Below are 22,892 nucleotides of genomic sequence, written 5' to 3'. Positions count from 1 at the left end.
CGCCGTCACGGGCGCTACGCCGCGCTGAAAGTGCTCAGCACGATATTGAGCAACCCGAGGATGAGATTCAACACTGTCCGCTTCTCCTTCGCCTGTTCGGCACACCACCTTCGGTAGCCACCGAGAAGCTAACAGAAGTCGATTCGAAATAGTTGCGTTTCAGGAGTGCAGCCGAAGCCGGGCGACCAGCGCGCGGTGGTCGGCGCCGGGCAGCGCCACCGTGTGCACCTCGGCGGCGGCGGCTCCGGCGAGCAGGATGTGGTCGATGCCGACGAGCGGGGGGTACGCCTTGTCCGTCGGGTAGGTGCGCAGGAATCCGGCGCCCGCCTGCTCGGCGGCGTCCCGGAACCGGCCGGTGAGCCAGCGCCGGAACTGCGCGTGGTCGTGCGTGGCATTGAAGTCGCCGCCGACCACGACCGGGCGCTCGGCCGGTGCGGCCGCGACGATCGCGCGCAGCCGCTCCAGCTCCCCCGCCCAGACGTCGATGCCGTGGACCGGCGGCACCGGGTGCAGGGCGAAGACGCGCACCGGGCCCGCACCGGGGATCTCCGCGGTGGCAGCGAGCTGGTTGAGCACGAAGCCGTCGAACTCGACGGTGTCGGTCAGCGGGTAGCGGCTCCAGATGCCGGTGCCCGCGGCGGTGCGCCCCGGCGAGACGTAGCGGTGCGGCAGCAGTGCGTCCAGCCCGGCGGCGGTGAGGCCGTCGAGCGTGGCGGGGGTGAGCTCGTTCACGGTGAGCAGCTCGACCTCGCGCTCCCGCATCGCGGTGACGAAGGCGGCGGGGTCGGCGCCGTCGAAGAGTAGGTTGGCCTGCGCGACGGTCAGTTCGGGGCCGGAACCCGCAGGCGTCTCGCCCGCGAACAGTGGAGCCTGGGTCCATACCGCCGCACCGGCCACCAGCACCGCGACCAGAGCCCCGGCCCAGCTGCGCAGCCCGGCGAAGAGCGGGACGGCGAGCAGCGCGCCGAGCATGAGGTACGGCGCGAGCGCCGCCGCCAGCACCGGCAGCCGCGCGTCGAGCGGGCTGAAGTGCAGTGCCACCCCGGCGGCACCGGCCAGCACGCCCGCCCACCCGGCCGATTCGGCACCGATCCGCAGCGCGCTCACGGCGTCGGCACCTCGGCTTCCCAGCGCGCCCGACGCTCGGCATCGGACTGCTCCCACCACGGCGTTCCGCGCTCGCCGAGCGCGACCTTGGCCGCCTGCACGCCATCTCTGGCCGCGCGGGCGCCCTCGGTGCGGCGCACCTCGCGCCGCCACGCCATCAGGATGGACTGCAGCTCGGCGCGGCGCTCGTCCGGGATGAGCGGGTCGGTGGCGCGCCAGCGGCGGCCGTCGACCACGATGTAGCGGCCGTCCGGGGTGTGCTCGACCTCGCGGCTCACGCGAAGCTTCCCGGGGTGAGGTCGGCGTCCCGGCCGAGCGGGCGGCGCAGCCGCCAGCGCTCGGTGAGGGTGCTCGCCGACATCCGCCACGCGCCGTCCTCCAGCAGGTACTCGTCGTGGTACTCGCCGGTCATCAGCGTCTCGGTGCGATCGAGCAGGTTGACCTGGCGAAACTTCAGCGTCCAGCGGCCGGTCGCGGTCGTCGCCGAGGTCAGCGTGATGTCCGGGTGCCCGCCGTGGTGCATGTCGAAGACGACGTACTCGCCGTCGACCCGGTGCCCGGCCACCGTGCCGAAGATCGCCGCCAGCGGCCCGGCATCGTCGTAGGCGCCGAGCGGGCCGTAGTCGATCCGCGCGCCGGCGCGGACGAAGCAGCCGCGGAAGGCGGTGGCGTCCTTGGCATCACACGCCCGGAAGTACCGGTACTTGAGCTGCTTGATCGCCTCGACCCGGTCCAGGTCGTCGAGGCGGCGGGCCAGGTCGTCGATGGACGTCATCCCAGCACGGTAGCCGGCCGCCCGACCGCCGCGAAACCGGTCCGTACGTTAGGGTCCGTGGCGACCGGACCCGCGGCAACTCCGCCGCGAATCCCCTGCGCCTCCCGGAGATCGGCTTGTCGACGACGCCAACGGATTTCGACCGCACCGACGAGCAGCGGCTCCCGCTCTGGGCCGAGCCGGACCCCGACTACGCGACGCTCCGGGCGAAGTACGGGGACCTGGTCCCGGTCGAGCTGGCCCCCGGCGTCCCGGCCACCCTGGTGATCGGTTACCGGACCGCGCTCGCCATCCTGAACGACCCCGACCGCTTCCCCGCCGACCCGCGCGCCTGGGAGCCGACGGTCCCGCCGGAGTGCCCGGTGCTGCCACAGCTTCGCTACCAGCCCAATGCCTTCCGCAGCGCGGGGTTCGAGCACGCGCGGCTGCGCGAGGTGCTGGTGGCGGCGCTGGACGAGGTCGACCTGCACGCGCTGCACACCGTGGTGGAGCGCACCGCCGTTCCGCTGATCAACGGCTTCTGCGCGGACGGCGCCGCCGACCTGGTCACCCGGTACGCCGGGCCGCTGGTCTTCGCGGTGATCAACGCGCTGCTCGGCTGCCCGCCGGAGATCAGCGCGCGGGCCGCGGCCGGGCTGGCCGAACTGCTCGGCGGCGGAGCCGAGCGCGGCAGACAGCTCTTCCGGGCGGCGCTGGACGACCTGGTGCAGCTCAAGCGCGGGCAGCCGGGCGCCGATGTCACCTCCGGGCTGCTCCGGCACGGCACCGCGCTGGACGACGAGGAGCTGCTGCAGCAGATCTACCTGCTCTACGGCATCGGCACCGAGCCGGTGCAGGCGCTGATCGTGAACGCGCTGCGGCTGATCCTCACCGACGCCCGCTTCGACGCCACGCTCGGCGGCTCGCTCTCCACCAGGGACGCGCTGGACCGGGTGCTCTTCGACGACCCGCCGCCGCCGAACAAGATCGTCAGCTACCCGCGCCAGCCGGTGCTGCTCGGCGGCACCTGGCTCGCCGCCAACCGGCCGGTCGTGATCGACCTGGCGGGCTGCAACCGGGACCCGGAGATCGCGGGCGACCACACCGGCAACCGCGCGCACCTGGCCTGGAGCGCGGGGCCGCACGCCTGCCCGGCCCGCACACCTGCGTACCTGATCGCGCAGACCGCCGTCGACCAGCTGCTCGACGCCCTGCCCGAGCTGCAGCTCGCGGTGCCCGACGCCGAGCTGCGCAGGCAGACCGGCCCGCTGCACCGGACGCTCGCCGAGCTCCCGGTCACCTTCCCGCCCGCGCCCCCGCTGCCCTCGTTCTGAACCGCCGGGGAACATTCCCCGCGCCCGGCCGGTTGCGCACTCTCGGACAGCACGATCGAGAGGACACCCATGAAGATCGGCATCATCGGGGCGGGCGCCATCGGCGGCACGCTCACCCGCAGGCTCACCGCGCTCGGGCACGAGGTCGCCGTGGCGAACTCGCGCGACCCGGAGACGCTGACCGAGCTGGCCGCCGAGACCGGGGCGCGTGCGGTCTGGGCGAAGGACGCGGCGGCCGACGCGGAGCTGGTGATCGTCTCCATCCCGCAGAAGGCGGTGCGAGACCTGGCGCCGGACATCCTCGCGGCCCGGCGGAGCGGCGCCCCGGTCATCGAGACCAACAACTACTACCCGCAGCAGCGCGACGGCCTGATCGAGGAGATCGAGCGGGGAACCACCGAGAGCGCCTGGGTCGCGGAGCGGCTGGGCGCCCCGGTGGTCAAGGTCTTCAACACCATCTGGTGGAAGCGGCTGCTGGAGAACGGCGTCCCCGCGGGCGCGCCCGGCCGGATCGCGCTGCCGATCGCCGGTGACGACGCGGCGGCCAAGCGGATCGTGAGCGCGCTCGTCGACGAGCTCGGCTTCGACCCGGTGGACGCGGGCACGCTCGCCGAATCCTGGCGGCAGCACCCGGGAACCCCGGTGTACGGCAAGGACTTCGACGCCGAGAAGACCGTCGCCGCACTCGCGGAGGCCAGTGCCGAGCGGACCGCGGAGTGGCGCGCCTGAGTTCAGCGGAGCCGCGGGGTGGCGCGCCGGGGCCGGGCGGCCCGGTACCCGGGTGCGGGTCCGCGCGGGCCCGCACCCGCTCCCCCGCTCAGTGGCCGATGTACACCGACTTGGTGTTGAAGTAGGCCTCCAGCCCCTTCTTGCCGCGCTCGCCGCCCCAGCCCGACTGCTTGTGCCCGCAGATCGGCATGGACGGGTCGGAAGCGAGCGCCGAGTTGACCCAGACCTGGCCCGCGCGCAGCTCGTTCACCACCCGGTGCGCGCGGCCCAGGTTCTCGGTCCAGATGGAGCCTGCCAGCCCGTAGTGGGTGTCGTTCGCGGCGGCGATCACCTCGTCCTCGTCGTCGAACGGGATCACCGAGCCGACCGGGCCGAAGATCTCCTCCCGGATGAGCCGCATGTCCGGGGTGGTTCCGGTGACGATGGTGGCCTCGTAGAAATAGCCGGGGCGGTCGAGCGGCTTGCCGCCGGTGATGATCTCGGCGCCCTTGGCCACCCCCTCCCGGACGATCCCCTCGACCCGCTCGCGCTGCTTCTGGCTGATCAGCGGGCCGAGCACGGAGTTCGGGTCGTCGCTACCGCCCATCGGCAGCATCTGCGCGAAGCCGGCCAGCCCCGCCACCACCTGCTCGTAGATGCCGCGCTGCACATACATGCGTGAGGTGCAGGAGCAGTTCTGGCCGGAGCCGGCGAGCAGCCCCATGCCCGCGCCGAGGATCGCCTTGTCCAGGTTCGCGTCGTCGAACATGATGAGCGGTGACTTGCCGCCGAGTTCCAGCGTGAGCCGCTTCAGGTTGCCCGCCGCGGCCTTGACGATCAGCTTCCCGACCTCGGTCGAGCCGGTGAAGGCGATCTTGTCCACGTCCGGGTGCGCGGTCAGCGCGGCGCCGGTGGTCTCGCCGTAGCCGGTGATGACGTTCAGCACGCCGTCCGGCAACCCGGCCTCGCGGAAGATCTCCTCCAGCTTCAGCGCGCTGAGCGGGGTCTCCTCGGCGGGCTTGAGCACCGCGCTGCACCCCGCGGCGAGCGCGGGCGCCACCTTGAGCATGGCGATGAAGAACGGGCCGTTCCACGGGATGATCAGCCCGACCACGCCGACCGGCTCCAGCTGGGTGAAGGTGTGGAAGTTCTCGAAGGTGCCGAGCAGGCCGTCGGAGACCAGGTTGCTCGACTCGCCGTGGATCTTGCCGACCCAGCCCGCGTAGTACACCAGCATCTCCTGCGAGACCTTGATGATGTGCCGGGCGGCGGTGGCGTTCATGCCGTTGTCCTGCGCCTCGAGCTCGGCCAGCTCGTCGGTGCGGGCCTTGATGATCTCGGCGGCGCGGAACAGCACCTCCGCGCGGTGCGCGGCGGGCAGCCTGCGCCACACGCCCGATTCGAAGGTCTCCCGCGCCCTGGCCACCGCCGCGTCGACGGCGCGCTGATCCGAGTCGGCGACCTCGGCGATCTGCTCCTCGGTGGACGGGTTGAAGACCGGGATGACTCCCGAGCTCGGGCTCTCGACCACAGCTTCGACGTCGACGGTGCTGCTCACAGTTGCTCATCCTCCGCATTGCTGGTTCTGCGCGACTACCGAGGAGAATATCACTCTCGTCAGAGGGGAATGAAGATTTCACCGCTCGGCGCGACGCGGCGCCGAGCGCATTTCACGCGATCAGCACCGCGGCCGCGACCGAGACCGCGAGGTAGAGGCCGGGCGCGAGCAGGTCGCGGCGGCCCGCTCGCAGGTGGAACCAGACGGCGGCGGCGAAGTACCCGACCAGCCCGGCGGCCGCGGCGAGCGCGAGCGGGGGCCACAGCAGGATCCCGGCGCAGAGCCCGGCGGCGGCCAGCAGTTTCAGCGCGCCGAGCAGCCACAGCAGGCGCAGTGGGAAGCCGACGGCGGCGATAGTTTCGACGATCATGGGCTGCCTGGTCAGCGTGGCGACGCCGGATCCGGTCACGGCCGCGGCGAGGACGGCCGCGACGACGATGGCGGGGATGGTCATTTCTGCTCCTGGTGCGTGGGGGCGCGGCCGAGCAGGGCGGCGCCGAGGGCGAAGGGGACGAGGGTGGCCATGAACGGGATCGAGGTGCCGAAGGCGATCGCCGCCGCGGTTTCGCTCCCGAAGGCGATGGCCGCGAGGACGGCGCCGATCAGCAGTGCGGCGAGGACGGCCGCCGTTCCGGCCGACACCCGCGCGGCGCGGGCCGTGACGGCGCCCGCGGCGCCTGCCAGGAGGGCCAGCGCCGCGGCGGCGAGGTAGGCGGAGGCGACGTAGGCGAGCTGGACCAGGTCGAGCCAGACCAGGGTGTAGCCGACGAAGTCGGCGGGGCCGTCGAGCCCGGTCAGGTACTCGGCCGCCGACCAGTGCGTCGCCTGCACCGCGAGCTGCTGGGGAGCCGCGCCGGACTGCACGATCGCCACCCTGGCCAGCAGATTCAGCAGAAAACCGCCGGTGCCGAGCACGAAGAGCAGCAGCAGCGGGGCCGCCGACCCCGCTCCCGGCGCGTGGCGCAGGCGCAGCCAGAGCCGGGTCATCACCCCCAGCAGCACCACCGCGACGGCGAAGAGCACCAGCGTGTTGAGCAGCAGGGCCGACGGCGCCGCTGCGGTCGGCTCACCGGTGCCGCCCGCGACCGCGAACAGCCCGACGGCGGCGGCGACCGGCAGCACCGCGACCGGGTCCGCCGAGCCGGGCGCGCACCGGATCGCCACCGCGGCGGCCGCGACGTAGGCCGCGGCGAGCACGGCGAAGACCGGTCCGGTCACCGCCGGGATCTCGGCGTTGGCCAGTGCGAGCAGCAGCCCGGCGGGCCAGAGGGCGAGCAGCGCGGGGCGCGCTCGGGAGGGGAAGGGGTCGCGCACGGCGAGCCTCACTTTCAGCGGACAGTGTGTCTGCCGAAAGTATGAGATTCGCCGAACAGGCTGTCAACCCAATAGGGTCATCCGCGGTACTTCGCCGCCTCCTCGGCGGCCGCGCGCTGGTCGTCGTCGAGCTTGCGGGTGTCCCGCGGCTCGGCGAAGGGCTGGAAGTTCTCCGGCAGCCCGCCCGCGATGGCCTTGCCGTGGTCCAGCTCGGCGTTGACCTCGGCGCCGAGCAGCAGCGCGATATTGGTCAGCCAGAGCCAGACCAGGAAGATCACCACGCCCGCGAGCGAGCCGTAGGTCTTGTCGTAGGAGGAGAAATTGGCGATGTAGAGCGCGAACCCCATCGAGATCACCAGCCAGATGATCACCGCGATCACGCCGCCGGGGCTGACCCAGCGGATGCCGCCCTGGCGGGCGTTCGGGCTGGCCCAGAACAGGATCGCCAGCAGCACCGAGACCAGCACGAACAGCACCGGCCACTTGGCGATGGACCAGACCGTCACCGCGGTCTCGCCGAGCTTCAGGAACTCCCCGATCTGCGCGGCCACCGGACCGCTGGCGACCACGATGGCCGTGCAGACGACCAGCAGGACCACCGCGATCACGGTGACGCCGAGCCGGATCGGGACGGTCTTCCAGATCGGGCGCCCCTCGCCGATGCCGTAGACCGTGTTCGAGGCGCGCATGAAGGCCGCGACGTACCCGGAGGCGGACCACAGCGCGACCGCGAGACCGAGGATCGCGCCGAGCCCGGCGCCCTGCTTGTTGTTCTGCGCCTGCTCGATCAGGGTGCGGACGAAGTCGGCGCTGGAGCCGGGCGCGAGCTGCTGCGCCTGGTTCACCAGCTCGTCGGCGGCGGCCGGGCCGAGCAGGCCGAGCAGCGAGACCAGGACGATGAGGCCGGGCACGATGGAGAGCACCGCGTAGTAGGTGAGCGCGGCGGCCAGATCCGTCAGGTTGTCGCGCTGGAACTCCTTGGCCGCGCGCTTGACCACCGCGAGCAGCGACGGTCTGGAGAGCGCCGCCGGGCTGCTCGGCTCGTCCGGGTCGAGGTCCGGCCTGGCGCCCGCCCCCGTCGCCGGTCCCGCTTCGTTCCGCTGTCCGCCGTGCTCCGCGCTCATACGGTTCCGGTGCCCGCGGTGCGGCGGGGTAAACCGCGGACAGCGATATCCGGCCAGGCCGGGTGCCGCGATGTCGCGCCGAAACAGGCGGCCGCGCCCGCGATCCGGGCGCACCGGGCGGTGCCTCGCGCGTGTCCCCCGTCCGATCGACATCGCCGCCGCGGCGCGCCGAACCCGGGTCGCCTGCGGTTACGCTTCGCCCCGAGCCGAGCGGGGGCTCGGGAGCGATGGGGAGGTTCGTCATGACTACACAGGTGCCGGTCGAGGTTCCCACCGGGCCGCGGGAGGTGGTCGCCCCGGCCGAGCTGGCGCCCGACGACGCCGCCGCGTTCGCGCAGGGGAAAACGGTCAGGTCGCTGGTGATCATCCGGTTCGTGGCCGGGCTCGTCGGGGTGCTGCTGCCCGTGGCGCTGATCGGGTTCGACTTCCTCTTCCTCGGGCAGAGCTGCGTGCGGGTGCGCGGGTCGCTGAGCGCCTACTACCACTCGGGGGCGCGGGACATCTTCGTGCTCGGGCTCGGGATCGTCGGGTTCCTGCTCGCCGCCTACAAGATCACCCGGGCGACGCTGGGCAATGTGTTCAGCCTGGTTGCCGGGTTGGCCATCATCGGGGTGGCGACGCTGCCGACCCGGCGGCCCGGTCCGGTGCCCGCGGGCGAGTGCGGCGGCGGGGTGGCGGAGGCGGCGCTCACCCCGCTGCAGCAGCACTTCGGCGAGGATCGGGTGGCGCTCTGGCACAACGGGTGCGCGATCGCCGCCTTCGCGGCGTTCATCGCCATCTGCCTCTACACCGCCTACCGGGACCGGCGCTACCCGATGCTCCGGCCCGCCCAGGTGCGGGCGCGGCCGCGGTGGCGGCGGCTGGAAGGGGTGTTCGCGGCGATCGACAACGGGATCACCTGGCGGTTCCACCTGGTCTGCGGTCTGCTCATCATCGTCGCCATCGGCTTCTTCGCGGTCACCGCGATCGCCGGGATCGACGAGCTTCCCGGCGGTTTCGGCCCGACCTGGGTGGTCGAGGTCGCCGGGGTCACGATCTTCTCCGCCTCCTGGTTCGCCAAGGGGCTGGACGACTACTTCTGGCGCCGGGAACCGCTCTCCCCCTGCGTCACCCGGCAGGTCGACCTGGCCGTGGTCGATGCGGTGGCCGAGCCGCCGCGGGGCGGCGCTACCGCACGGGGGTGACCGGGCGGACCACCCACCAGGCCACGCCGAGCCAGACCGTGGCGAGCAGGACCGAGCCGAGGATGTCGGCGGGGTGGTGCGCGCCCGCGTAGAGCCGCTGCGCGGCGACCAGGGCCGGGACCAGCAGCAGCGCACCGGCGAGCAGGCGGTATCGGCGCTCGCGGGTCGAGGCCCACACCAGCAGGGCGATGCCGCCGTAGAGCGTGAGCGCGGCGGCGACGTGGCCGGAGGGGAAGCTCGCGGTGGGCGGCAGGTCGGGGTTCAGGTGCTCGACCTCGGGGCGCGGCCGGTCGACGACCGCGGCGGTGGTGAGGAAGAGCGTGATCTCGCCGAGCAGCGCCACCGTGAGGAACAGCGCGGGGCGCCAGGTGCGGAAGACGGCGACCGCGAGCACCGCGACGATCAGCGCCACCACGATGATGGCGAGCGTGTTGCCGACCTCGCCGAACACGTCGAGCACGGCGGTGACGGGCGGCGTCCGGTTCTCGGCGAGCAGCGCGACCAGGCCGTGCTCGCCGGTGGAGTCGGCGCCGACCGCGCGCACCAGCAGCCCGAGTCCGATCAGCGGGGCGAGCAGCAGCACCCAGGCGACCGCGAGCTCGCCGAGCCCGCGCCACGGGTGCGGCAGCGTCGGCGGGTGGTTCGCGGGAACCGGGCGCAGGGCGTCGGTGTCGCCGGGCGGGACGTCGCCGGGCAGCGGCCCCGCGTCCGGCTCCCCTGACTCCACCCGCCAGCGGTGGAAGGCGAGCGCGGCGACGGCGAGCCACACCACGCCGAGCAGCCAGCCCGCGAGCACGTCGGTCAGGTAGTGCACGCCGAGCCCGATCCTGGTCAGCCCCACCGCCACCACCACGGTCAGGATCAGCGCGGTCAGGGTGCGGCGGGCGACCGGAGCCAGCGCGGGCGCGAAGACCAGCAGCAGCACGCCGTAGCAGACCGTCGAGCTCATGGCGTGGCCGCTCGGGAAGCTCCAGCCGTCGGTGCGGTAGACCGGGGTCTCGATCACCGGCCGTACCCGGCCGACGAGTGCCTTCACCACCGGGTTGAGGATCAGCCCGCCCACGCCGGTGACCACGACGAAGGCGGCGAGCCACGGCTGCTTGCGCAGCAGCAACCAGAGCACGCCGACGGTGAGCAGCGCGACCAGCGTGACGGTCGCGCCGAGGTCGGTGAGGGCGCTGAGCACCTCGTACAGGAACCGGTGCTCGGCCACCCGCGCCACCACCGCGTCGCTGACGCTCTGATCGGAGGTGAGCAGCGGCTCCCACTTCGCGCCGATCAACGTGGTGAGCACCGCGAACCCGGCGCCCGCCGCCGCGACCGCGGGCAGCGAGATCGCGCTGCGCAGTGCGTACCGCCCGGTGGCCGCCTGCGTCGTCTCCTCGTCGAGCCGATCGACGGTCACTGCGATACCTCCTGGTCGAGCACTTCGTCGTGGCCGGATTCCCGGAATTCACCCCGGCAATCGCCGACAGTAACCGGGCGGCCACCCGCTCGTTCCAGCGCCGCCTCCCCGGTATCGGCGGGGGCCGGGGGCATGATGGCGCTATGACGGAGCTCCTGGTGCTGGTCAACGGCCTCCCCGGGTCGGGGAAGTCGACGGTGGGGCGCGCGCTGGCCGCGGCGCTCGGCGCGCAGTTCCTGGCCAAGGACGTGGTCAAGGAGGCGCTGGCCGATTGCGTCGACGACGCCGCCGGGGTGGCCGCGCTCGGCGGGGTCGCGATGGACGCGGTGTGGGCGCTGGCCCGCGCGGTGCCGGGCACCGTCGTGGTCGACTCGTGGTGGTTCCGCCCGCGCGACCTGCACCTCGCCCGGGCCGGGTTGGAGCGCTGCGCCGCCGAGCGCGCGGTCGAGGTCTGGTGCGACGTGCCCGCCGAGACCGCCCGCAGCCGGTACGCCGACCGCCGCCGCCCCGCCTTCTACCAGGACCAGCAGCGGCTCGCCGAGCACTGGGACACCTGGGCCGCGCACGCCGCGCCGCTCGGCCTCACCCCGACCGTCCGGGTCGACACCGGTGCGCCGGTGGACAGCGGGTGGCTCGCCGAGCGCGTGCTGGCCGCCGCGGGCCGAACCACGACCGGGGTCCTCCCGCTGCGCTGAGTTCGGGGCCGCAAGCACCGTCGCGGCTCGACCGACGGGCCGAATCGCCTGGTCGCCAATGGTTTCCACGGGCGGCCCGGCGCGACCGAACGTGCCTGCTCCCGGGGCGCGCGGGTGCGCGCGAGGCCGGTCTGTGCTACTACTGATCCGCTGAATGAAAATGATTGTCATTTGCCACAGGCTTGCGGGAGGACGGTCGGCATGGGACATCTGCTGGTGATCGAGAGCTGGGTGGGGGCGATGAGCACCCTGCTGCCGCGGGCGATCCGGGAGTCGGGGCACCGCTTCAGCTTCCTGACCCGCGATCTGGGGCACTACCTGCGCAAGACCCCGCCCGGGCACGCCGTGCACCCGCTGCTCGCGGCGGAGAACCTGCTCACCGCCGACACCAACGACCTCGCCGCGCTCCCGGCCCGGGTCGCCGCGCTGCACGCGGTGCTCGGCTTCGACGGCGTGGTCTCCTCCTGCGACTACTACCTGCCCGCGGTGGCCGCGGTCGCCGAGCACCTCGGGCTGCCCGGCGCCGGGGCCGACGCCACCGCGCGCGCCTGCCGCAAGGACCGCGCGCGGGCGGCGCTGGCCGCGGCGGGCGTCGCGGGTCCGCGCTTCGCCGTCACCGGCGGGTGGCCGGAGACGGCAGCGGCGGCGGCTGAGCTCGGGTACCCGCTGGTGCTCAAGCCGGTCGACCTGTGCGCCGGGATGTTCGTGCGCCGGGTGGCGGACGAGGCCGAGCTGCGCGCCGCGCACGGCGCCGCCACCGCGGCCACCACCAATGCCAGGCAGCAGCCGCGGGTGCCCGCGGTGCTGCTGGAGGAGCTGCTGACCGGGCCGGAGGTGAGCGTGGAGACGGTGACCACCGGCGCGGGCACCGCGGTGATCGGGGTGACCGACAAGAGCCTCACCGGGGCGCCGTTCTTCGTGGAGTCCGGGCACATGTTCCCCGCCGCGCTGCCGGAGCCGGAGCGGGCGGCCGCCGCCGGGCTCGCGGTCGCCGCGGTGACGGCGCTCGGGCTGCGGCTCGGGGTCGCGCACACCGAGGTCAGGCTGACGCCGGACGGGCCGCGGCTGGTCGAGGTGAACCCGCGACCCGCCGGGAACCGGATCACCGAGCTGGTGCGCCGGGTCACCGGCATCGACCTGCCCATGGTGCACGCTCGGCTCGCGCTCGGCGAGGAGCCGGACCTCGAGCCGGTCGACACCGGCGCCGGGAGTGCGGCGATCGGGCTGATCGTGCCGCCGCGCGCGGGGACGCTCGGCGCGGTCGGGCTGCGCGGCGGCGGGGCGGCAGCGGAGCTGGCCGCGCTGCCGGACGTGGTGGAGGCGGTGCTGCCGGAGCCCGGCGCCGTCGCGGGCGATCCGACCAGCAACAACACCTACCTCGGGCACCTCATGGTGGTGGACCGGGCGGGTGCGGGGGCGCGGCGGCGGGCCGAGGAGCTGCTGGACCGGCTGGAGCTGCGCTACGAGGAGCTCGCCGGGGCGGTGGCGCCGTGATCCCGGAAAGCCTGTGTCGCGTCACCGATCTCACCGAGCTGGCCGGGCGGGTGCGCGCGGCGGCTCCGGCGGTCGCGGCCGAACCGGTGACCGTCGCCTTCACCACGCACCAGGGCGCCCAACACGCGGGGCGGCGCACCGGGTACCGCAACCACGTGCTCAGCCTGCGGGTCGGAGCGGCGGTCGGCTCGGCGGCGGTGGCGCCGGGCAGCGTCGGTGACGAGGCCGTGCACGCCTGTGTCGGCACCCCGGCGGAGACGCTGTTCGAGCATCCGCTGCTGCCGGTGCGGGTGGCCGCGCTGGACGCCGTGCTGGCGGCGGCGTGGCCGCACGCGGGCGAGCGGGTCACGGTGCCCGGCGGGGATTCCCGGGCCAAGTCCGAGGCGCGGGCGGCGGCGGTGGTCGAGCTGCTGGGCTCCGGGGTGCGGACGGTGCTGGTCGTCGGCGTGGTCAACTCGCTGCTGCGGGTGCTGCGTGCGCGCGGGATCGGGTACCGGGCCTGCGACCACACCGGCGGGCGGACCGAGTGGGGCGAGCCCATCGGCACCGACGCCGCGGCGGCGCTGCCCGGCTGCGACGCCCTGCTGGTCTCCGGGATGACGCTGGCCAACGGCACGCTGGAGCCGCTGCGCGGGTACGCCGCGGCGCACGGGCTGCCGCTGGTGGTGTTCGCGCAGACCGGGGCCGCGGTGCTGCGCTGCTTCGTCGGCGCCGGGGTGACCGCGCTCTCGGCCGAGCCGTACCCGTTCTTCTGGCTCGACGGCGGGCCGAGCGTGCTGCACCGCTACCGGCAGGAGGCCGCGTGAGCGGGTCAGGGCCGGAGGCGGTAGCGGAGCGTGACCACGGAGGACCCCCGCTCACGCCGAATCCACACAGCGTGAGCGGGTCAGGGCCGGAGGCGGTAGCGGAGCGTGACCACGGAGGACCCCCGCTCACGCCGGATGCACACAGCGTGAGCGAGTCGGGCCCGGAGCGCGACGCAGGGGCGCCGCACCTGCCGGACCTCGCCGTCCCGGTCGCGAATCCGGCGCTGCGGGACCTGCTCGGCGCCGCCCCGCTCGCCCGGATCACCACCCCGCTGCCGCACGAGCACCGCGGCTTCTGGGCCAAGCTGGAGTACCTGCGGCCCGGCGGGATGAAGGCGCGCGCCGCCGTCGCCATGCTCACCGCCGCCAGGGCCCGCGGCGAGCTGCGGCCGGGCGCACCGGTCGTCGAATCGACGAGCGGCACCATGGGATTGGGGCTGCTGTACGCCGGGCAGCTGCTCGGGCACCCGGTGGTGCTCGTGGTCGACGCCGAGCTGGAGCCCACCATGCGGGCGCTGCTCACCGCGCACGGCGCCCGACTCGAGGTCGTCACCGAGCCGCACCCGGCGGGCGGCTGGCAGCGGGCCAGGCTGGAGCGGGTGCGGAGCGTGCTGGCCGCGCTGCCCGGCGCCTGGTACCCGGCGCAGTACGACAACCCGGACAACCCCGCCGGGTACGCGGCGCTGGCCCGCGAGCTGCTCGCCGAGCTCGACGACATCGACGTGCTGGTGTGCAGCGTCGGCACCGGCGGGCACAGCGCGGGGGTGCTGCGCGAGCTGCGCAGGCACCGGCCGGGGGTGCGGCTGGTGGGGGTGGATTCGGTGGGCTCGACGCTCTTCGGCAGGCCGGACCGGCCGCGGCTCATGCGCGGGCTCGGCAGCAGCATCCACCCGCGCAATGTGGCCTACGAGGCCTTCGACGAGGTGCACTGGCTGGGCCCGGCGGAGGCGGTCGACGCCTGCCGCAGGCTGGCCAGGCACAGCTTCGTCACCGGCGGTTGGAGCACCGGCGCGGTCGCCGCGGTGGCGGCCTGGCTGGCGCGGGTCGAGGCGCCGGTCTCGGTGGTGGCGATCTTCCCGGACGGGCCGCACCGCTACCTGGGCACCATTTTCGACGACGAGTTCTGCACCCGCGCCGGGCTCTTCGCCCCGCACCGCCCGTACCCGGTGGAGGTCGCGGATCCCGGCTGCGTCGCCGTCTCCGGCTGGACCAGGTGCCGCTCCGTCGTCGACCCGCTGGCCGCGAAGCGGGTGCCCGCGTGAGGGTGTCCTGGCGGGTGGGCGCGCTCGCGCTCGCCGCGCCGCTGCGGATCGCGCGCGGCAGCATGGCGGCGCGGGAGGCGGTCGAGGTGCTGCTCACCGACGCGGACGGCGTGTGCGGGCACGGCGAGGTGGTCACCAGCGCGCGGCTGGGGCTCGATGTTCCCGGCATCGTGCGGGCGCTCGAGGAGCTGCGGCCCGGGCTGGCCCGCGCCGCGGACGGGGCCCAGGTGCTGGCGGCGCTGGCCGCCGCTCCCCCGCCCGCCGGGGTGCGGGCCGCGGTCGACGCCGCCGCGCACGATCTGCTCGGCATCCGCGCGGGATGTCCGGTGTACGCGCTCGACTTCGCCGTACCCCGCGGTTCGGGGGCCGGAAGCCCGCAGGCCGAGCGGCCGGGTACCGCGGGACCCGTCGAGCCGGGTGCGCCCGTCGCCGCGCGTCCGGCGAGCGCGGTCCGCCGCGCCGCCCCCTTCGCACCGGTCGCGACCGCGCGCACCATCGGGATCGGCGCCCCGTCGGAGGCCGCCCGGCAGGCGAGAACACTGTCACAGAACGGATTCCGAGTGCTGAAGGTCAAGGCCGGGGACGACGTCGATGTCGAGCGGTTCGAGGCGGTGCGCGGTGCCGCGCCGGACGTCGCGGTCATCGCGGACGCCAACGGCGGCTGGAGCCCCGAGCGCGCGGTCCGCGTCCTGGACCGCCTCCCGTGGCTGGACGCCGTGGAGCAACCGGTCGCCCCGGGGAACCCGGAGACCCTGGCCTGGGTGAGCGCGCGCAGCCCGGTCCCGGTGATCGCCGACGAGGACGCCGTGAGCGCCGCCGACGTGCGCGCCCTGGCGGGCGCGGTCGCCGGGGTGAACGTGAAGCTCGCCGAGTGCGGCGGGCTGGCACCCGCCACCGCCATGATCGCCGAGGCGCACCGCTCCGGGCTGGCGGTCATGCTCGGCTGCCTGGTGGCGAGCTCGCTCGGCATCGCCCCGGCCGTGCACCTGACCCCGCACGCCCGCTGGGTCGACCTGGACGGGCACCTGCTGCTGGCCCGCGACCCGTGGACCGGGCTCGGCGGCCACGACGGCCTGCTCCGCCCGGACGGCACCCCCGGCCTCGGCGTGCGGCGGGTGGCGCCGTGAGCGGGACCATGGGCTCGTTCCGCACCTTCCCGCTCGCGGTCCGGCTGCTGCTGATCAACCAGTTCGGCGTGAATCTCGGCTTCTACCTGCTGATCCCGTACCTGGCGACCTACCTGACCGACGATGTCGGGCTCTCGCTCGCGCTGGTCGGGGTGGTCCTCGGCGTGCGGAACCTGGCCCAGCAGGGGCTCTTCCTGCTCGGCGGCACCGCGGCCGACCGGCTGGGCGCGCGCGGCGTGATCATCGCCGGGTGCGGGCTGCGGACCGTCGGGTTCGGGCTCTTCGCGCTGGGCGAATCGGTGCCGGTGCTGTTGGCGGCGGCGGTGCTCAGCGGGCTGGCGGGGGCGCTGTTCAACCCGGCGGTGCGCGCCTACATCGCGGTCGCCACCGACCGGCGGGCCGAGGCGTTCGCACTGTTCAATGTGTTCGCGCAGGCCGGGGCGCTGGCCGGGCCCGCGCTCGGGGCGGTGCTCGTCTTCGTCGACTTCCGGGTCTCGGCGCTGGTCGCGGCGGGGATCTTCGCGCTGCTCACGCTCGCGCAGGCCGCGGTGCTGCCGGGCCGCGCGGTGCCGCCGCAGCAGCGGTCGGTGCCCGCGCAGTGGTGGGCGTGTCTGCGGGACCGCCGCTTTCTGGCCTTCACGCTCGCGCTGAGCGGGATGTTCGCGCTGCAGAACCAGCTGTACCTGGTGCTGGCGGTGGCGGCGCAGCGCGCGACCGGGTGGGCGAGCGCGGTGGCGGCGCTCTTCGCGGTCTCCACGCTGGTGACCTTCGCCGGGCAGGTGCCGATCACCAGGCGCTTCGGCGCCCGACCCGAGCGGGGGCCCGCGCTCGCGCTCGGCATGGCGGTGATGGGGGCGGGGTTCGCGCTGCTCGGGGCGGCGCCGCTGCTCGGACTGGCGCCGCCGCTCGCGCTGGTCCCCGTGCTGGTGACGACGGTGTTCCTCGCGGTCGGGATCATGATCGCGCAGCCGTTCGTGTACGAGCTGATCCCCGCGTTCACCACCGAGCGCGACACCGGCACCTACTTCGGCATGTTCTACCTGGTGTCCGGGGTGGTCGCGGCGGTCAGCACCGCCGCGGTCGGCGCGCTCGGCGAGCTCGGGGGGCACGACACGGGGTGGATCGCGGCGCTGGTCTGTGCCGGGATCGGCTTCGGGTGCGCCGCGGCGGTATCGCTGCTGCACCGGCTCGGTGCGCTGCCGCGGGCGGAGGTCGTGGCGTGAGCGGCGAGGCGGCATCGCCGCAGACGATGCCCGGCGCGGGCGCGGCGAGCCCGGGCGAATCCCCGGACGCGCTCCGCGCGCGCAACTTCCTCACCGATAATCCGGCGCTGTACGAGGCACAGTTCCCGGACCCAGGGCACCGGGCCGCCCGCTTCGTCGACGAGACCGTACGCCGGTTCCGGGGCGGACGCACCCTGCTCGACCTGGGCTGCGGCACCGGGCGGGACGCCGGGTACCTGGCCGGGATCGGCTACACCGTGACCGGCCTCGACTCCGCCACCGCCATGCTCGACCACGCAAGGGCCACCCACCCGGCCGCGAACTTCGTGCACGGCGACCTGCGCGCCTTCCGGCTCGGCACCCGGTTCGACACCATCACCTGCCTGGACAGCGCGCTGCTCTACTGCCACACCAATGCCGAGCTCGCCGCCTTCCTCGCGCACTGCGCACACCATCTCACCCCGGGCGGGCTGCTGATCGCCGAGATGCGCAACGGCGCCTTCTTCCTCGGCGACACCGAACTGCTCGGCGGACCGAGGACCCGCGCGCTGACCTGGCGCGGCGCCACCTACCGCTCGCACACCACCCTGCGGATCGACCACGCCGCGCAACTGCTGCGCCGGGAGCGGCGCTGGACCCTCCCGGACGGCACCGCGCTGCACCAGGAATCGGCCTGGCGGCTGCTCTTTCCGCAGGAGCTGCGGTACTTCCTCGCCGTCGCCGGATTCGACGTGCTCGCCCTCTTCGACGGCCCCGGCCCCCGCACCGACCCGGTGTGGGAACCCGGCGCGGCGCCGTCCCCCGACGCCGCCTCCGGCGATCGGCTGCACCTGGTCGCCCGGCTCCGGGCGGCCGCCCCCGAAGGAGAAACCTGATGCAGCACCCCACCCTCGACCGGCGCCGGTTCCTCGGACTCGCCGCGGGCGCGGGCACCCTCGCGCTCGCCGCCGCCTGCGGCACCGGACCGGACCCCGCCGCCGCCCCGCGCGCGGGCGGCCGGCTTCGTGCGGTGTTCGCGGGCGGTGGGGCCCGTGAGGTCCTCGACCCGCACAAGGCCAACCTCTTCGTCGAGGCCGCCCGCGCCAAGGCGCTCTACGACAAGCTCGCCGACCTCGGCACCGACGTCGCCCCGCAGCCGCGGCTCGCCGAGCGTTGGGAGCCGGACGCCTCGCTCACCCGCTGGCGGATCACGCTGCGGCAGGCGGTCTTCCACGACGGCCGCCCGCTGCGCGCGACGGACGTGCTGGCCAGCTACGCCCGCATCCTCGACCCCGCGCAGGCGCTGCGCGCCCGCTCCAGCCTCACCGTGATCGACCTGGCGGCGAGCCGCGCGGTGGACGACCGCACGGTGGAGTTCGCGCTGCGCCGCCCGTTCGTCGAGTTCCCCAACGTGCTCGCCGCCTTCGGCGCCTACATCGTGCCCGAGGGACACACCGACTTCGATCGCCCGAACGGCACCGGCCCCTTCGCCTTCCGCTCCTTCGAGCCCGGCCGCAGCACCCTGCTGGCCCGCTTCGCCGACCACTGGGACGGCGCCCCGCACCTGGACGAGCTGGAGTTCCTGCTCGCGAACGAGGAGTCGGCGCGGATCAACGCGCTGCTCGGCGGCCAGGTGGAGTACGCGCACGACCTCTCCGCCACCACCGCGCGCAGCCACGAGGCGGGCGGCCGGGTGGCCGTGGTGCGGTCGGCGAACAGCCTGGCGCACGGCTTCGCCATGAAGGTGGACCGGCCGCCGTTCGACCGCCGCGAGCTGCGCGAGGCGCTCTTCCTGCTCGCCGACCGGCAGCAGCTGGTGGACAGCGTGCTCTCCGGCGCCGGGCAGGTCGGCAACGACCTGTACGGCCGCGGCTACCAGTACTACGACGAGGCGATCCCGCAGCGCGCCGTCGACATCGAGCGGGCGCGGTCCCTGGTGAAAGCGGCCGGGGCGGAGGGGGCGCGGATCGACCTGCTCACCTCCACCGCGTCGGCGGGCATGGTGGAGGCGGCAACCGTGCTCGCCGACCAGGCCCGCGCGGCCGGGCTCACGCTGAACGTGGTGCAGGGCAACAAGGACACCTACTGGGCCGACACCCTGAACACCGGGGTGCTGACCAGCTTCCGCTCCGGCACCATGCCGATCGAGACGCACATCGCGCAGCGGCTGCTCAGCGGCGCGAGCAACAACGTCACCAAGTGGCAGCGGCCGGAGTTCGACGCGCTGTACGACACCGCCGTCGCCACCGCCGACCCGGCCGCCCGCGCCGAGCTCTACGCCCGCATGCAGCGCATGCTGCACAGCGACGGCGGCTACCTGTGGTGGGGGTTCGGGGAGAGCGTGGTCGGCACCGCGCGCTCGGTGTCCGGGGTGGCGTCGGCGCCCGCCAACACGCTGGACTGGGCGCGCTTCGACAAGGTCTGGATGGCGTGAGCTTCGGCCGGTACGTGGCGCGGCGGCTCGCGCTCGGCGCTGCGCAGGTGCTCGCCGTCGTCACCCTGGTGTTCCTGCTGGTGGAGGCGCTGCCAGGGGATGCGGCGGTAACGCTGGCCGGGGACAACCCGGACCCGGAGCGGATCGCGCGCATCCGGGCCGCCATGGGGCTGGACCGGCCCGCGCCGGAGCGCTACCTGGACTGGCTGGCCGGGCTGGCCCGCGGCGACCTCGGCACCTCGCTCGCCGCCGAGCGGCCGGTGCGTGAGTTCCTCGCCTCGGCGGTGCCGCCGACGCTGCTGCTGGCCGGGTGCACCCTGCTGCTGCTGGTGCCGCTGGCGGTGTGGCTCGGGGTGCTCTCCGGGAGCCGGGAGGGCGGGGTCATCGACCGGGTGGTGAGCGGGGTGAGCATCGGGCTGCACGCGGTGCCGGAGTTCGCGCTGGCGCTGCTGCTGGTCGCGGTGTTCGGGGTCGGGCTGGGGTGGTTGCCGCCGACCGCGGTCGGCATCAACCCGTTCACCGAACCCGCGGTGCTCGTGCTCCCGCTGCTGGTGCTGGCCGCGCGCCCGATCTGCTCGGTCGCGCGGCTGGTGCGCGCCGGGACCATCGAGGCGCTGGAGTCCGGGTACGTCCGGCAGCTGGTGCGAATCGGGTTGCCCGAATGGCGGATCCGCTACCTGCACGCGCTCCCGAACGCCGTCGCGCCCGCCGTGCAGCAGCTGGCCCGCACGGTGGACTGGCTGCTCGGCGGGGTGATCGTGGTCGAGGCGGTGTTCGTGATCCCCGGACTCGGAACCGCGCTCGTCGACGCCGTCGCCGCCCGTGACCTGCCGGTCGTGCAGGGCCTCGCGGTGCTCTTCGCCACCACGACGGTACTGGTGAACCTGGTCGCCGACGTGGTCGCATTCCGGTTGGCGCCCCGCACGGCGGGGCTGCGATGAGCGCCCCGAAGCGATACAGGGTCGCGCGGTACGGCACCGGCATCGCCCTACTGGGCATTCCTCTGCTCCTGGCCCTGGCAGGCCCCTGGTTCGTCCCGGACGAACTCACCAGGGGCATCCCCTTCGCCGGCGGCACCGACCACCCCCTCGGCACCGATTTCGTCGGCCGCGACGTCTGGCACCAGGTCCTGCTCGGCGGCCGCAGCGTCGTCCTGATCGCCCTCACCGCCACCGCGCTCTCCTACCTGGCGGGCATCCCCGTGGCGCTCGCCGCCGCCACTACCCGCCGCCGCCTGGTGGACGAGGCACTCATGCGCCCACTGGACCTGCTCCTGGCGGTCCCCTCACTCCTGCTGCTCATCCTGGTCGCCGGGATAGCCCGCGCCGGAACCGCCATGGTCATCGTCGCCGTGGCACTGGTGAACCTGCCCGACGTGGTCCGCGTGGTCCGCGCCGCCGCACTGGAGGTAGCGGGCAGACCCGCGGTCGAAGCACTCCGCCTGCAGGGCGAGACCCGCGGCTACATCGCCGTCCGCTACGTCGGCCGCTCCGTGCTCCGCACCCTCGCCGCCGACCTCGGCATCCGGCTCACAGCCGCGCTGTACCTGGTGGCCTCCGCCTCGTTCCTCGGCATCGGCGTCGCTCCCGACGCCGCCGACTGGGCCGTCATGGTCGACCGCAACCGCGCCGGCCTGTTCCTGCAACCCTGGGGAGTGGTCGTGCCCGCCCTGCTCATCGTCGCGCTCACCGTCGGACTCAACCTGATTTTCGACCAGGCCACGGATCGGCGGCACCGGTGACCCCGGTCGCCGAGGTCACGGCGCTCTCGGTCACCGCGGGCGACCGCGCACTGCTCGCGGAGGTCGGGCTGCGGATCGCCGCGGGCGAGGTGGTCGCACTGGTCGGCGGCTCCGGCAGCGGGAAGACCACGACCGCGCTCGCGCTCTTCGGCGAGTTCCCGGCCGGGGCCGCGGTGCGCGGGTCGGCGCGGGTCGCGGGCCGGGCCGCCTTCGTCCCGCAGCACCCGGCGGCGGCGCTGGACCCGGTGCGGCGCATCGGCTCCGCGCTGCGCGAGATCGCCGCGCACCACGGCACCGCCGACCTCGCGGCCGCGCTGCGCCGGGCGCACCTCCCCGCCGACCGCGCCTTCCTGCGCCGCTTCCCGCACCAGCTCTCCGGCGGGCAGCAGCAGCGGCTGCTGATCGCCATGGCGCTGCTCGGCGATCCGGTGCTGGTCGTCGCCGACGAGCCGACCACCGGGCAGGATCCGGTGACCAGGGCGGGCATCGTGGCGGAGCTGCGGGCGCTGCGCGACGCGGGGATCGCCGTCCTGGTGCTCTGCCACGACCTGGACGTGGTGCGGAGCCTGGCCGATCGGGTGGTCGTGCTGGATCGGGGCCGGGTGGTCGAGGAGGGGCCGGTGGGCGCGATGTTCGCCGCACCGGCGGCCGAGTACACCCGCGCCCTGGTGGCCGCGGCACCTGCCGCACCGGCCGCTCCGAGGAATCGCGGCGGGGGCGGCGGCATCGAGGGCATCGCGAAGCACTCCGGCGCGCGTGAGCGCGATCCGCTACCGCCGCCCGCCGGAGAACTGCGCGGCGCGCCCGGTGCGGGAACTGCGGGAAGCACCAGGGCAGCCCGGCTGGAGGTCGCGGGACTGGCCGCCGGGCACCACGGCGACGTCGTGCTCGCCGACGTCACCCTCACCGTCGAGCCGGGCACCTGCCTCGGCATCGTCGGCCGCTCCGGCAGCGGCAAGACCACCCTGGCCCGCTGCCTCGCCGGGCTGCACGTCCCCGCCGCGGGCGAGCTCCGCCTGGACGGCACCCCGCTCCCCCGCACCCTCGCGGCCCGCGGGCGGACCGGAATCGCCGACGTGCAGTACGTCTTCCAGGACGCGGCGGGCTCCTTCGATCAGCACCGCCCGATCCTGGAGCAGATCGCCAGGACCGCGATCCGGCTGCGCGGCCTGCGCACGAACGCGGCCCGCGCGGCCGCCGCCGAACTGCTCGAGCGCCTCGGGCTGCCCGCGGCGACCACCGCCCGCAGGCCCGCGCACCTCTCCGGCGGCGAGCTGCAGCGCTCCGCGCTGGCCCGCGCCCTGCTGGCCCGGCCCCGGCTGCTGATCGCGGACGAGATCACCACCGCGCTGGACACCGTCACCAGGGCCGCGATCCTGGACCTGCTGGCGGAACTCGAGATCACCCGCGTGGTGATCGCGCACGACCTCGCCGTGCTCGCCCGGATCGCCGACACCGTCGCGGTGCTGCACGACGGCCGGGTCGTCGACCACGGCCCCGCGGCGACGATCCTCGGCGCCACCGGCCACGCCCCCAGCAGCGCGCCGCTCGTATGACCGGGGCCGAGCGCACCCGACCGGAACAGTTCAGCGGGGTGCGCCGGCGAGTCCGACCGCCGCGGGGCGTCGGCCCACCGGACCGGC

At 74.4% G+C, this 22,892-nt stretch carries 22 protein-coding genes; 14 read left to right on the top strand and 8 right to left on the bottom strand.

The features are described from left to right. Nucleotides 1–159: 159 nt before the first annotated feature. Genes ACFUUZ_RS03295 through ACFUUZ_RS03285 form a run of 3 tightly spaced genes read right to left on the bottom strand, consistent with a single transcriptional unit; the run spans nucleotide 160 to nucleotide 1,882 of the window. The gene (locus ACFUUZ_RS03295; protein ID WP_378692055.1) at nucleotides 160–1,107 is read right to left on the bottom strand and encodes an endonuclease/exonuclease/phosphatase family protein; all 948 of its coding nucleotides are present in this window, start codon (nucleotides 1,105–1,107) and stop codon (nucleotides 160–162) included. Further along, nucleotides 1,104–1,385 (bottom strand): hypothetical protein, encoded by a 282-nt coding sequence (locus ACFUUZ_RS03290; RefSeq protein ID WP_378692053.1) that lies wholly within the window; start codon nucleotides 1,383–1,385, stop codon nucleotides 1,104–1,106. The genes ACFUUZ_RS03295 and ACFUUZ_RS03290 overlap by 4 nt, the downstream gene beginning before the upstream one ends. After that, complete coding sequence (locus ACFUUZ_RS03285) at nucleotides 1,382–1,882, bottom strand: nuclear transport factor 2 family protein (protein ID WP_378692051.1); 501 nt, start codon at nucleotides 1,880–1,882, stop codon at nucleotides 1,382–1,384. The genes ACFUUZ_RS03290 and ACFUUZ_RS03285 overlap by 4 nt, the downstream gene beginning before the upstream one ends. A gap of 116 nt (nucleotides 1,883–1,998) precedes the next feature. On the opposite strand from ACFUUZ_RS03285, the gene ACFUUZ_RS03280 reads away from it, so the two are divergent. Next, complete coding sequence (locus ACFUUZ_RS03280; RefSeq protein ID WP_378692049.1) at nucleotides 1,999–3,195, top strand: cytochrome P450; 1,197 nt, start codon at nucleotides 1,999–2,001, stop codon at nucleotides 3,193–3,195. 54 nt (nucleotides 3,196–3,249) lie between these two features. Beyond that, nucleotides 3,250–3,924: an NADPH-dependent F420 reductase gene (locus ACFUUZ_RS03275; protein ID WP_378692262.1), complete on the top strand. Its 675-nt coding sequence runs from the start codon at nucleotides 3,250–3,252 to the stop codon at nucleotides 3,922–3,924. An 88-nt stretch (nucleotides 3,925–4,012) separates the two neighbouring features. On the opposite strand, the gene ACFUUZ_RS03270 is transcribed toward ACFUUZ_RS03275, so the two are convergent. The 4 genes from ACFUUZ_RS03270 to ACFUUZ_RS03255 form a co-directional block, all read right to left on the bottom strand. Continuing rightward, nucleotides 4,013–5,461 carry an aldehyde dehydrogenase family protein gene (locus ACFUUZ_RS03270; protein ID WP_378692047.1) on the bottom strand — a complete coding sequence of 483 codons (1,449 nt, stop codon included), beginning with the start codon at nucleotides 5,459–5,461 and terminating at the stop codon, nucleotides 4,013–4,015. A gap of 112 nt (nucleotides 5,462–5,573) precedes the next feature. Beyond that, entirely contained in the window at nucleotides 5,574–5,915 is a 342-nt protein-coding gene (locus ACFUUZ_RS03265; RefSeq protein WP_378692045.1) for a DoxX family protein, read from the bottom strand. Next, nucleotides 5,912–6,775, bottom strand: a complete 864-nt coding sequence (locus tag ACFUUZ_RS03260; RefSeq protein WP_378692043.1) for a hypothetical protein — start codon at nucleotides 6,773–6,775, stop codon at nucleotides 5,912–5,914. Before ACFUUZ_RS03260 ends, ACFUUZ_RS03265 begins: the two co-directional genes overlap by 4 nt. Nucleotides 6,776–6,852: 77 nt before the next feature. Beyond that, complete coding sequence (locus tag ACFUUZ_RS03255) at nucleotides 6,853–7,899, bottom strand: YihY/virulence factor BrkB family protein (RefSeq protein WP_378692041.1); 1,047 nt, start codon at nucleotides 7,897–7,899, stop codon at nucleotides 6,853–6,855. 242 nt (nucleotides 7,900–8,141) lie between these two features. On the opposite strand from ACFUUZ_RS03255, the gene ACFUUZ_RS03250 reads away from it, so the two are divergent. Then, nucleotides 8,142–9,083, top strand: coding sequence for a hypothetical protein (locus ACFUUZ_RS03250; protein ID WP_378692039.1), 942 nt, complete (start codon nucleotides 8,142–8,144; stop codon nucleotides 9,081–9,083). Here the strand turns inward: ACFUUZ_RS03250 and ACFUUZ_RS03245 are convergent. Continuing rightward, nucleotides 9,067–10,488 carry a phosphatase PAP2 family protein gene (locus ACFUUZ_RS03245; protein WP_378692037.1) on the bottom strand — a complete coding sequence of 474 codons (1,422 nt, stop codon included), beginning with the start codon at nucleotides 10,486–10,488 and terminating at the stop codon, nucleotides 9,067–9,069. The genes ACFUUZ_RS03250 and ACFUUZ_RS03245 overlap by 17 nt on opposite strands. Nucleotides 10,489–10,631: 143 nt before the next feature. Here ACFUUZ_RS03245 and ACFUUZ_RS03240 point away from each other — a divergent pair, with 143 nt between their 5' ends. The 11 genes from ACFUUZ_RS03240 to ACFUUZ_RS03190 all read left to right on the top strand — a co-directional run bounded on the left by ACFUUZ_RS03240 (nucleotide 10,632) and on the right by ACFUUZ_RS03190 (nucleotide 22,805). Further along, nucleotides 10,632–11,183 (top strand): AAA family ATPase, encoded by a 552-nt coding sequence (locus tag ACFUUZ_RS03240; protein WP_378692035.1) that lies wholly within the window; start codon nucleotides 10,632–10,634, stop codon nucleotides 11,181–11,183. Between the two features lie 201 nt (nucleotides 11,184–11,384). After that, nucleotides 11,385–12,677, top strand: a complete 1,293-nt coding sequence (locus ACFUUZ_RS03235) for an ATP-grasp domain-containing protein (protein WP_378692033.1) — start codon at nucleotides 11,385–11,387, stop codon at nucleotides 12,675–12,677. Next, complete coding sequence (locus ACFUUZ_RS03230) at nucleotides 12,674–13,483, top strand: Rossmann-like domain-containing protein (protein ID WP_378692031.1); 810 nt, start codon at nucleotides 12,674–12,676, stop codon at nucleotides 13,481–13,483. The genes ACFUUZ_RS03235 and ACFUUZ_RS03230 overlap by 4 nt, the downstream gene beginning before the upstream one ends. Before the next feature lie 188 nt (nucleotides 13,484–13,671). Then, a complete protein-coding gene (locus ACFUUZ_RS03225; RefSeq protein ID WP_378692260.1) occupies nucleotides 13,672–14,745 on the top strand; it encodes a PLP-dependent cysteine synthase family protein in 1,074 nt (357 codons plus the stop codon). Next, entirely contained in the window at nucleotides 14,742–15,872 is a 1,131-nt protein-coding gene (locus ACFUUZ_RS03220; protein ID WP_378692029.1) for an enolase C-terminal domain-like protein, read from the top strand. The genes ACFUUZ_RS03225 and ACFUUZ_RS03220 overlap by 4 nt, the downstream gene beginning before the upstream one ends. Further along, on the top strand, nucleotides 15,869–17,095 hold the full coding sequence (locus tag ACFUUZ_RS03215; protein ID WP_378692027.1) for an MFS transporter: 1,227 nt from the start codon (nucleotides 15,869–15,871) through the stop codon (nucleotides 17,093–17,095). The genes ACFUUZ_RS03220 and ACFUUZ_RS03215 overlap by 4 nt, the downstream gene beginning before the upstream one ends. Then, nucleotides 17,092–17,970, top strand: coding sequence for a class I SAM-dependent DNA methyltransferase (locus tag ACFUUZ_RS03210; protein ID WP_378692025.1), 879 nt, complete (start codon nucleotides 17,092–17,094; stop codon nucleotides 17,968–17,970). The genes ACFUUZ_RS03215 and ACFUUZ_RS03210 overlap by 4 nt, the downstream gene beginning before the upstream one ends. After that, nucleotides 17,970–19,508 carry an ABC transporter substrate-binding protein gene (locus ACFUUZ_RS03205; protein ID WP_378692023.1) on the top strand — a complete coding sequence of 513 codons (1,539 nt, stop codon included), beginning with the start codon at nucleotides 17,970–17,972 and terminating at the stop codon, nucleotides 19,506–19,508. Before ACFUUZ_RS03210 ends, ACFUUZ_RS03205 begins: the two co-directional genes overlap by 1 nt. Continuing rightward, nucleotides 19,505–20,449, top strand: a complete 945-nt coding sequence (locus ACFUUZ_RS03200; protein ID WP_378692021.1) for an ABC transporter permease — start codon at nucleotides 19,505–19,507, stop codon at nucleotides 20,447–20,449. The genes ACFUUZ_RS03205 and ACFUUZ_RS03200 overlap by 4 nt, the downstream gene beginning before the upstream one ends. Beyond that, entirely contained in the window at nucleotides 20,446–21,249 is an 804-nt protein-coding gene (locus tag ACFUUZ_RS03195) for an ABC transporter permease (RefSeq protein ID WP_378692019.1), read from the top strand. Before ACFUUZ_RS03200 ends, ACFUUZ_RS03195 begins: the two co-directional genes overlap by 4 nt. Then, a complete protein-coding gene (locus ACFUUZ_RS03190) occupies nucleotides 21,246–22,805 on the top strand; it encodes an ABC transporter ATP-binding protein (RefSeq protein WP_378692017.1) in 1,560 nt (519 codons plus the stop codon). Before ACFUUZ_RS03195 ends, ACFUUZ_RS03190 begins: the two co-directional genes overlap by 4 nt. Nucleotides 22,806–22,892 lie beyond the last annotated feature (87 nt).

The organism is Nocardia sp. NPDC057353, from assembly GCF_042667085.1.
Classification (GTDB): Bacteria; Actinomycetota; Actinomycetes; order Mycobacteriales; family Mycobacteriaceae; genus Nocardia.
The sequence above is the reverse complement of the archived record's forward strand: the minus strand, read 5'-3'. Positions and strand labels throughout refer to the sequence as shown.

What these genes read in the sequence shown, in the direction of transcription:
- ACFUUZ_RS03240 (WP_378692035.1), top strand. Translation starts at nt 10,632, where the DNA reads ATGACGGAGCTCCTGGTGCTGGTCAACGGCCTCCCCGGGTCGGGGAAG.
- ACFUUZ_RS03255 (WP_378692041.1), bottom strand. Translation starts at nt 7,899, where the DNA reads ATGAGCGCGGAGCACGGCGGACAGCGGAACGAAGCGGGACCGGCGACG.
- ACFUUZ_RS03235 (WP_378692033.1), top strand. Translation starts at nt 11,385, where the DNA reads ATGGGACATCTGCTGGTGATCGAGAGCTGGGTGGGGGCGATGAGCACC.
- ACFUUZ_RS03265 (WP_378692045.1), bottom strand. Translation starts at nt 5,915, where the DNA reads ATGACCATCCCCGCCATCGTCGTCGCGGCCGTCCTCGCCGCGGCCGTG.
- ACFUUZ_RS03250 (WP_378692039.1), top strand. Translation starts at nt 8,142, where the DNA reads ATGACTACACAGGTGCCGGTCGAGGTTCCCACCGGGCCGCGGGAGGTG.
- ACFUUZ_RS03285 (WP_378692051.1), bottom strand. Translation starts at nt 1,882, where the DNA reads ATGACGTCCATCGACGACCTGGCCCGCCGCCTCGACGACCTGGACCGG.
- ACFUUZ_RS03205 (WP_378692023.1), top strand. Translation starts at nt 17,970, where the DNA reads ATGCAGCACCCCACCCTCGACCGGCGCCGGTTCCTCGGACTCGCCGCG.
- ACFUUZ_RS03195 (WP_378692019.1), top strand. Translation starts at nt 20,446, where the DNA reads ATGAGCGCCCCGAAGCGATACAGGGTCGCGCGGTACGGCACCGGCATC.